At 63.6% G+C, this 952-nt stretch carries 1 protein-coding gene; it reads left to right on the top strand.

Features of this window, described 5'->3' with window-relative positions:
• Positions 1 to 182: 182 nt before the first annotated feature.
• On the top strand, positions 183 to 952 hold a 770-nt coding region (locus LG367_RS18330; RefSeq protein ID WP_226470710.1), incomplete at its 3' end, for an SDR family oxidoreductase.

The raw sequence follows: 952 nt of genomic DNA, 5'->3' as shown, positions 1-952 counted from the left end.
GACATCGAGATGGTGCAGGTCAGACAGTGCATTGCCAAACAGTAACGGCGCAGCCGTTAACGGCTGCGCCAGGGTTATTTTGTCACCGATGATTGGTGGTGATCGTATCGATTCGCGGTGCTGACTCTTATGCTAGGCGGAAGGCGGTGCGAACGGCAGACTTGCATTCAAAGGAGCTTCCCTTGGTAGACCATTCCATCAAAGGCAAGACCGTCCTCATCGCCGGCGGCGCCAAGAACCTGGGCGGCCTGATCGCCCGCGACCTCGCCGGGCAAGGTGCCAAGGCGGTGGTGATCCACTACAACAGCGCGTCCAGCAAGGCCGAGGCCGATGCCACCGTCGCCGCGATCCAGTCTGCCGGTGCGAAGGCCGCTGCCTTCCAGGCTGATCTGACCACCGCCGGTGCCGTCGAGAAGCTCTTCGCCGACACCGTGGCCGCCGTCGGCCGCCCCGACATCGCCATCAACACGGTCGGCAAGGTGCTGAAGAAGCCGTTGGTGGAGATCAGCGAGGCCGAGTACGACGAGATGACCGCGGTCAATTCGAAATCGGCGTTCTTCTTCCTCAAGGAAGCCGGCAAGCACGTCAACGACAACGGCAAGATCGTCACCCTGGTGACTTCACTGCTTGGCGCATTCACGCCTTTCTATGCCGCCTACGCCGGTACCAAGGCGCCGGTGGAGCACTACACGCGCGCGGCGGCCAAGGAATTCGGCGCGCGCGGCATCTCGGTGACCGCAGTCGGCCCCGGCCCGATGGACACGCCGTTCTTCTATCCGGCCGAGGGCGCGGATGCCGTGGCCTACCACAAGACGGCGGCGGCGCTGTCCGGCTTCACCAAGACCGGCCTGACCGACATCGCCGACGTGGTGCCCTTCATCCGCCATCTGGTGTCCGACGGTTGGTGGATCACCGGGCAGACACTGCTGATCAACGGCGGATACACCACCAA

This window comes from Luteimonas panaciterrae (assembly GCF_020511115.1).
Taxonomy (GTDB): domain Bacteria; phylum Pseudomonadota; class Gammaproteobacteria; order Xanthomonadales; family Xanthomonadaceae; genus Luteimonas; species Luteimonas panaciterrae.
Note: the sequence above shows the minus strand (reverse complement) of the source record. Positions and strands in the feature narration are given on the sequence as shown.